6 protein-coding genes are annotated in these 8634 nt (G+C 35.5%); all 6 read right to left on the reverse strand.

The genetic code is table 11. From position 1 onward, the window contains the following. Nucleotides 1-600 precede the first annotated feature (600 nt). Nucleotides 601-789, reverse strand: coding sequence for a hypothetical protein (locus HCUR_RS06105; RefSeq protein ID WP_243397302.1), 189 nt, complete (start codon nt 787-789; stop codon nt 601-603). Nucleotides 790-1239: 450 nt separating this feature from the next. Next, complete coding sequence (locus tag HCUR_RS06110; RefSeq protein WP_104207209.1) at nt 1240-3501, reverse strand: hypothetical protein; 2262 nt, start codon at nt 3499-3501, stop codon at nt 1240-1242. 856 nt (nt 3502-4357) lie between these two features. After that, nucleotides 4358-4519 (reverse strand): hypothetical protein, encoded by a 162-nt coding sequence (locus tag HCUR_RS08775; RefSeq protein ID WP_165780822.1) that lies wholly within the window; start codon nt 4517-4519, stop codon nt 4358-4360. Next, nucleotides 4516-4677: a hypothetical protein gene (locus tag HCUR_RS06120; RefSeq protein WP_207760958.1), complete on the reverse strand. Its 162-nt coding sequence runs from the start codon at nt 4675-4677 to the stop codon at nt 4516-4518. Before HCUR_RS06120 ends, HCUR_RS08775 begins: the two co-directional genes overlap by 4 nt. A gap of 1575 nt (nt 4678-6252) precedes the next feature. Further along, complete coding sequence (locus HCUR_RS06130) at nt 6253-7317, reverse strand: hypothetical protein (protein ID WP_129591948.1); 1065 nt, start codon at nt 7315-7317, stop codon at nt 6253-6255. A 1105-nt stretch (nt 7318-8422) separates the two neighbouring features. Then, nucleotides 8423-8634, reverse strand: a 212-nt coding sequence (locus HCUR_RS09275; protein WP_207760959.1) for a hypothetical protein, incomplete at its 5' end; no start/stop codon positions are given.

The following is an 8634-nucleotide window of genomic DNA, read 5'->3' on the forward strand; positions in this document are numbered from 1 at the left end:
TCCTGTGCTGCCTACAGGGGCTTTAGGCTTGATGACTTCTTCTTTGTAGCATATTTCACCCTGTACTTACTCTATTTTTACGCACCATAACGATTACTGTGCGCGTCTTTTCATCATGACCTAGATTGATGTGTTCTATTCCTTTTTTTTACTCTAGGCTTTATTATCTTTGTACTATTTTCTGATCATTACATAGTATATCTAATTTTATTTTTAAGCTAAAGTACTATAATATCTTTTTACACTTATTTCAAAGTAATTTACTATAGTATAAACTTATAAAAAAATTAATACGTTTTATAGAAAAGGGTCATCGTCAGCGCTTATTAATTAATCTACTCAAACTTACTGAATCAACAATTGATAGATTTTGGATACGATATACAGCAGAGAGTCATATTAATCCAAGAAAAAAAGTTAGAGCCTGTATTTATGGATGAGCGATCCACCTTAACAAGCGTATAGAATGAGCGATCATCACCCTATTTTCGACAGCTGCTAGAGCCATTTCGTACGCTTTAGGCAAGCTTGGATAATGATTGAGCCAAGCCAAAGTTCATTCAACGACCTATCTTTTGGCGAATACCGCTCATCCTGGGGTTATGAAATTTTAATTGTCTTGTTAAGAACCTTTCCCACAAACTTGAGCATGGTTTTTCCATACCCGGCATCGACGAAAACGCTTTTGAGTGTCGGATATTTTGCAGAGCCTCTTAAAAAACATTGCACCCCCCTACTGTGATTAGCGTCATGAACAGTACCGTGTACTAGAGTGCCTTGTATATTCACAACACGATGGCGTTTACGTCCTTTTTTTCCTCCGCCAATGCCGCATTGTTCACAAGCCCGAGTAGTTTTGACACTGTGTAAATCAATCTTGTGATAGCTTGGGTCTTCACTTCCACCAGCCTTGATCCACCTTATCTTGACAAGCGGGCTCAGTACTTTTTCCCATATTCTTTTGATCCTGAAGATTCGATAAAACGAATGTAGCGTGGAGTATGGCGGACAATCTTTAGAAAGTATTCGCTATTGGCAGCCGCTCTTTATTATGTAAACTACTCCATTAACACGCTGTTTCTTTTCGTGTTTACTTGTATTACCATACTTGCCCTATTCAAAATGATCTTTAATTAGCTCTTATTCATGATCTATTCAATCCTTTGGATCACGCGTGCTTATTATCTCCTAGCTTTACTATACTTCCTCCTTTTATCCATGAATACAGATTCTGAGCTTTTAGTGATTTTGAAAGTCAACTTCTAGACCTTTACCCTGATAAACAGGCACAGTACAATCTCTAGAAATTAAAGTCTGGATAATGTACTGCTCTTTGACTTCTAATTCACAAGTAGTCTTGACTGCCTGATAAAATTCATTTAGAGTCGTGCGTGCGTCAGAAAATATAGAAAAATGCACCTCTGGAATTTTAGACTCTAGACTCAATAAAATATTTCTAGCCTGGAAAATAAGGTTTAGTGCATCTTCCGTAAGCGTGACTTGAGCCTCACTCAACAAGTTCGAAACTTTTTGAGCCTCAGGTAACACAGTACGTGCCGCTTGCAGGAAAGTGTTTACAGCATCTTCAGTTTTTTTCTGAAAATAACTAATTCGTACTGTTTCCGTATGGGAAAATAAAGCAGCAAGAACTTTTTGCACCAAAATCATTTCATCCCACTGTTGTATTTCCTCAGCCATTGGATTTAATAAAATTTCTTGAAGTGTAACAATGTTGGACGCATCTTGAAGAGACAATGTCTGAGCATCTAAAAAATTTCCTGAATCGAGCAATTGAACCAATGCAATGTGTGTATTCGTTACTTGATCGAATGCTCGTCCAATCTGATCACCCCACTCCTTGGCTCCCTTGGCTCCTTGACTCTCAAGAATACGCTTCATAAAAGCTTCCTGAAGAAAAGGAAAGACAGCTATTAATGCATCTTCAATCAAATTACTTGCTTCTCGCGTAACTTGAATCTCATAAAATATTCTTTGAGCGTGCAGTCCTGCGTCGACAAATTTCAAATTAAGAGGATTCCGCGCGAAGGGCGTAGAAGGTACTATAATTTCCAGGGCGTTTCTAAGCGGTAATTGCCCTGGTGATTCCAGTGCAGAAAGTCTAAATTTTTCGGGGCGAGCCAAAATATTAATCATTGCTATACTAGAAGCAATAATGGGATCATGGGCATAGACTTTCAGCAACGCCATATCTTGCGCACATCGAGCAGTGGCCGTTACTTTTCCGTACGCTTTAATCTCAAAAAAACCACGAGTACAAATTTTCTCAACTCGATCCTGAATTTGTTGCACGAAGCTTTCTAGATTTTTTAGAATGGATTTCTTAGGTGTAAAAGGAAAGTGAGACAGTGTAAGTTCTGAAGATTGTTCCAAATTCGCCATAGCTTGATTAAACCAGTCTTTTTGAGTTATTTCATCTAATAAATGCTCTACACTTTCCAAATTTTTCATGGCCTGATTAACCCAATCCTTTTGAGTGCGACCTAATATAGCCCGAGTCTCAAGCTCCTGTTTCATTATAGGAAAAGAACTTTGAATCGTGTGAGCTTGAGCGGTACGAGCGCTGGGAAATATCCTTTTCAAAGAATGGATTGCTTGAAAAAAACTCTCCTCTCGCTGCTTTACATCTGTCTCTCTCAAATCGTTCACGATATGTTCAATACATTTAAGAAAAGGGGCTAGCTTCCTTTCTTTTACAGTACCTGAATCATTCTGTGTTTTATTATTTTTCTTGGGGAATTTTTTTAAAAAAAATCCATCTCCAAATACTTCTTCAAATACTTTTTTTATAACCAATTCTTGATCTGAATTTTTTCGTTCATCCAGTAGTACTTTCATTGCTTTTCTAGTTTTTTTTACAAATTTTGGACTTTTATATTTTTCTTTAAGATAATTTGCCTCACGCTGTATTTCAGCTTCGTTAGCACTGGTAGGAAATAAAGCAGAAAAATTCTCCCTATCAAAATCGTAATCTTGAGTAAAAAAATCATAAAAGCTTACTCCTAGGCTTCCTTCAATATCTCTTCTAAACTGATCACTCTTACGTTGGTCACTTATATTCAATGTGCTACAGATATAAGCTGCCAAAGCTTTTCCAAACTCTACTAAACGCTTTTGACGAACGTAAGGAAAAATTTTTAATACCACAAAATTAGTAACTTCCTTCCAATCTTCTGAAATTATTTTTTCTGTTAATAAACAACATTCCGAGCGAATATTGCAAAATTGGAGCCAAACCGGACTCCATATAACATCTAAAAAATGTGGTGATGAAACTCCCTGAATCAGAGGAAACGGGAAGTTCTGAGAAAAGAGGGCGGAACTCAGTGAAGGAAGCTGAACTTCTGTTCCATTACTTCTAGTACGTGTTACAATAAAATCCTGAGCAAGTCGAGACACATCACTTTTCTTTCCTGTCTTACTCTTACCGCCTGTAGCGCGTATTTCAGCGTGTGAAAAAAAAATTCCAAAAATTAACGTCATTAATAGGTACTTTATTTTTGAACTTACCATCATACTACCCTAAAAAACTATAGTGTTTGAGAAGGTAAATCATATCCGCCCCCCTTGTCAATATCTTTTCTATACAGATCTTTTCTATACAGATACTACATAATCTAAAACATACGCACCAATATCGTTCTTTCCCAAGACATACTCTGTAATCGCTACAAACTTAGAAACATTACTAAATCGCTGTTTAGAAAGTATCAATAAAAAATTCTGTATCTTCTGAACTCTGGGACCTTAAGAACTGATTTAAGAAAAATTTTTTAGGTTTCTTGCCAAAGACTAAATCCAGATTCAAAAAATATTCATAATTATCCACCATATATCGCTTATGTGTTAGACATTTTTGCTTAGGAGATCCCGCTAACAATTTTACTTCAGAATTTTTCTTTTTATAAAATTTATTGTAATACTTCGCAAGGTTTTCCATTAAACCTTGCGTGAATGCACAAGAGTCTCGAAGGAAAAGTTAGCAATGTGTCTGATTTAAATATGGTCTTTTCATTATCAAGGAAGCATATATCTCCTTAGGTAACCCCTAAAATATTCAAAATACTTTTTAGTGTTTATAAAAGTTGCAATATTGGTCTCTATATCTTTCAGAGATCTATCAAGCATATACGGCGCTTGTTTTCACGCAAAGGACGACGGATCTTTAAAATTTTTTCTGTCTCTATAATCAGCTAACTATAGAACGGTTATAGAAAATGGCGCCTCAATTCAACACGTTGTAGAACGTCGTATCCGTGTAGCGTGAGCCCATTATTTCGCAATGGGATTAAGGTCAGAAGAATAAGGAGGTAGGTCAAGTCAAGTATGATCAGCACCCTTAATTCATTTGCTGACTCGCTTTCCCTTGATGGAAGGCAGCATTATCCATGACACTACCACGGTTTTCTGGGATATTGGTAAGTACCCTTTCCTCTAGCCAACAAGTCAATACCTCTACAGAACTCGTACACAATCTAATGAGCTCTAAAGTAGAACTCATTCAAGCGCATAGAGTATTTGGTTTACTTTTGGCACTCCAACTCTTTTTTTTCCGTAACAAGGCTTCTCTTTTACAGAATACTCGTGAATTCTTGACATATCATGAGCAATTTCACGTTCATCAACTTTTTTGGTTAATTTATCATGCTTTTGGCACAATACAGATCTTTTTTCTGGATCCGACTTTGGATTTTTTATAGCAAACCCCAAGACGTCTCAGGGCTTTCAAAATGCCAACAGCGCTAACTCCAAAGCGCTCTGGTGGATAAGCATCAAGGGATCTATCGTGATATCGTGTTCTAAACAGTCCATGTCTATTGTTTTTTCGGGCTTAGAGCGCACGAATTTCGGTTCTAAACGCGTACTCCCTCTATCGTTTGCTTACCCATTCCAAAACGTCTACCTGATCCTCATAGCTTTCCCCCTTCTTAATTCCTCAACTTTTACGACGAAACTCTGATGCATACGACATCTTTACGTATCTTTTATTATAACCATTTTATCATTATTTGGCTATATCCCTATTCTCCCGTTCTGAATCAGAGCTTGATTGTTCGAATAGTATCTTCATTTTCTCCACTCTCCCTGTGAAGAGGGTTTATATCTTGCTTAAGAGCATCATAAGGCGTTAGAACCCATCCTGTGCAACAATTTTTTGGATTCGAACATTTTTTGCTTTAAGCGCTGCGCAATGGTTTTGAAAAAATTTTTTATTACTCTGAATTGTTGAACTAAAGTTTGAAGTTGAATTATGGATATATTTTTAAAACTATTTTGAATTTTTTTCTTATTATAGATATTTATGTGAATTTTTTTATAACATTTTTTTGAATATCCTTCCAAAATCGGATCTGAGAAAGATATTAACATGGTCAACTTCGTTTTAGAAAAACTCTTAATGCACTTATGATTTACGATCTAGGCTATTATCTTGATTCTTTTCAAAGTACTTTCGCGTTTCCATTGAAGCGTTTCAGGGAACTCTTAAAAATCTGAAAGCATTTTAGTTAAACTTCGATAAAATCTATTAAATAAGGTAGGCTTAAGTGTTTCGTGCTAAATTTTAACCTTACATACACAATTTTTATACATCTTTATTAAAAAGTTAAGTTTACGTTTTAGCTCAAAATTATACTGACTATTTTGTTCAACTTAATGCTGATCTCTATTTTTATTTAAGTGACGATGTATAAACATCATGAACTCTATTTTTTGAAACAATCGTTCCAGTAAAAAGTAACAGTATTGCATGTACTACTTTTAAGCTTCGCATACATTTTCATTAAAAAAAATACTAACTTATTATAAATTTAATCTTTTTTATTACGCTTCTGTATGAAGCAAAGATTAAAAAATTTATCTTTATTTCACTAAATTTTCAAGTTATTAAAGTGTACCTATTTTATTTTTCTATTGCAGCTTCCCTAAAATGAGTTTAGTGATGATACCGGAAGAAAGCCTCCAAACTTCAAAATATACTGCTTCGGTATTGGAAGCTTTGAAAGAAATCCCTACCATTATTCAGGATCTTGAAATTTAATATATAAAAATTAAAAATAAGCTCCCTTATAGGAGAGTGCTTCGTAATATTAAGCAGCACCTTGTATTGATCGTTATTTCAATCTGAACATTTGTAAACGCTAGCTTTCAACGTTAGGACTGAGCTTCTTAGTTACAAGATCAATGTAACCTATAATAGCTTAAATCATCAAATCACTGTGAAAAAAGTATAACTCAAAAGTTTTGTATCTCATGACCTTTATCCCTTAAGACGGGTCTAACTTTAGGAAATAAGCTCTCACTTAAGAACGGTGTATAGTATTGAGAGGATTCCTGTAAACTTTCGTCTGTCCGTTGTATAGAACTTTCGTCAAAAAAGCGCTCTACTCTATTCCTCCATTCCTCTGGCTTGACTTTTTGTTTTCTCACTTTCTGCTTCTTCACTTTGTCTTGAACTTTTTTCACTATCTCCTTATCAATAAATTTACTCAATTGCTTTTCAAAGATAAACTGATTTTCTAAGGAATAAAGGTAGTTATTATATTTTTTTAAAGCAAAGTCCTCAATTTTTTTTAACTCTGATTGTTCACGAACAAAAAAAGCATCCTTTTTGGCTGTTAAAAGTGCCATATTTTGAATTTTTTTGCCATATTTCTGCCTTTGTTCGTCACTAATCTCATTGTATATCAAGTCATTTTGTCTTGTGATTCTATCTTTTTTCGTTTCGTAAAATTCACTGTTACTCTCGGTAAACACTTTGATATCATGAGTGAATTTTTCAAATTCCCTTTGAAGAAATAGTTTATGCTCTTTGAGATCCAATAAGGGCTCTACAAAAACTAGAAAAACACCCATACAATCAAGATCGCTCTCAAACACTTTATAATACTTTTTAACCTTTATAAATTCTTTAATACATGCTTCCATATGTTCTAGCGCTCTCTCAATGAAATATGGAGCTTGTTCTTTGCGTAAGATACTACGCCTTTGAAGATCTTGCTTGCTACCTTTACCTTGCCTTCCTAGTTGAATTAAAAGGTTGATTTGTTCAATATAAGCCGTATTTTCTGTCTTCTCTACTTTAAGGTCTCGCATATGTTGCCTATCCCTATAGGTTAAACCATCCTTATTATCATATTTTATAAGGATTTTTTGAAGCAAACTATTTTTCGCTTTAAGCACTGCACCCCCTTTTTGAAGTGCTCTTACGGTAGTTTGGATTTTACTGCCAAGCGCATTGAGGTCTTTTTTTTGAGTAGCTTTTTCATACTTCTTTAAAGTATTTTTTAACTTTTTCATCTGTTCGAGAAGCGCTTCTTTAATTTTGTTGTATCGTTCTTTTGTCAAAGCTCCAATCCTTGGGTTTAGACAGAATATTGCTTCATAGAATTTAGAGTCTTCTTTTCCAAGATTAAAAATACAATAATTTTTAGCCATTAACTCTATTCTTCTTACAATAATTTTATAGTGATTTGTAAATACTTCAGGAAATTCTGCACAATCTGAAACAAATTTAGTTAGGCTACGATGAATCCCCTGAATAAAGCTGCGATTCAGTTTTTGTTGAGTATCTTTAGCCGTATTTAAAAGTGTGCTGTGGGCTGCGCTTAGAGAATTAAATTTTTTTTTAAGATCCTCCCCATTGTCCTGAACAATCTGATTCTCACATTTTTCTCTCAGAGTCTCTGGATTTTCCTGCGCACCCTGCTTCTCACATTTTGCTCTAAGAGTCTCTGGATTTTCCTGAACACCCTGCTTCTTCCACGTATTACGCGTAAAGACAGCATAGACACTATCTTGTAAAATACGAATTCCAAAAAAGAGAAATAGGACTGTATATTTTAATTTTTTCATGTCAATCAACGAATACAATACTTATCAAATCACTATGGCATATAAAAATATTTTTTCAAGAAGTTTATTAAAAATATAGTACTATCTTTCTAAACCTAAAGGGTATTGAGGTGTATCCGCTTCATTGTTATCTTGGATTTTTTTTTAATTGTTTTAGTGATGGCACGCGCAAAAACAAAAACGCTTCAAAGAGGGGTGCACAGGCCTTGGAAGCGCCAAAGCTCTCCATACAAATATTTAGTTCTCCCTTAGGTTCGTGACTAGTACCCCAATAAGAGAGAAGCCATCTCTATAGAAATACCTAAAGCTGGGTGGGAAACATGCTTTAATGGTGTGGATAGCGCCAAACCCAAAGAAGCTTGTCTCAAAATCTGCCATCAAGATAAAAAGTTCATACTCTTTGAAGCGTCTGGAAAAGTGATTAATCCAAGACAATGTGCGCTCCACGTGCCATCTTTTTACCAAAATAAGCCCCCCCCCTTGAGTCAGGCGCGCCGATATCTAAAGTGTATGCTTTAAGACACTTTTAGCGAAATTCGCGCAAACATCCTTAAGCCTTGGGGTTTCTTGAAACATAGGGCTCCAGCCGTATGATCAATATGGGCTTCCTAGAGACTTTAGCGTGCAAAAGATGACCTTGTGTGTCTGTTAGACTATGACAGTTAAGACCTTTTTCTCCCATCAATACGCCGTTCTGAAGCGTTGTCCGTTGTTTATACACTTTGGGAATCGAGGATATTATCACTGGGAGTCGGCATGGCT

Origin of the sequence: Holospora curviuscula (genome assembly GCF_002930195.1) — a bacterium.
GTDB lineage: Bacteria > Pseudomonadota > Alphaproteobacteria > Holosporales > Holosporaceae > Holospora > Holospora curviuscula.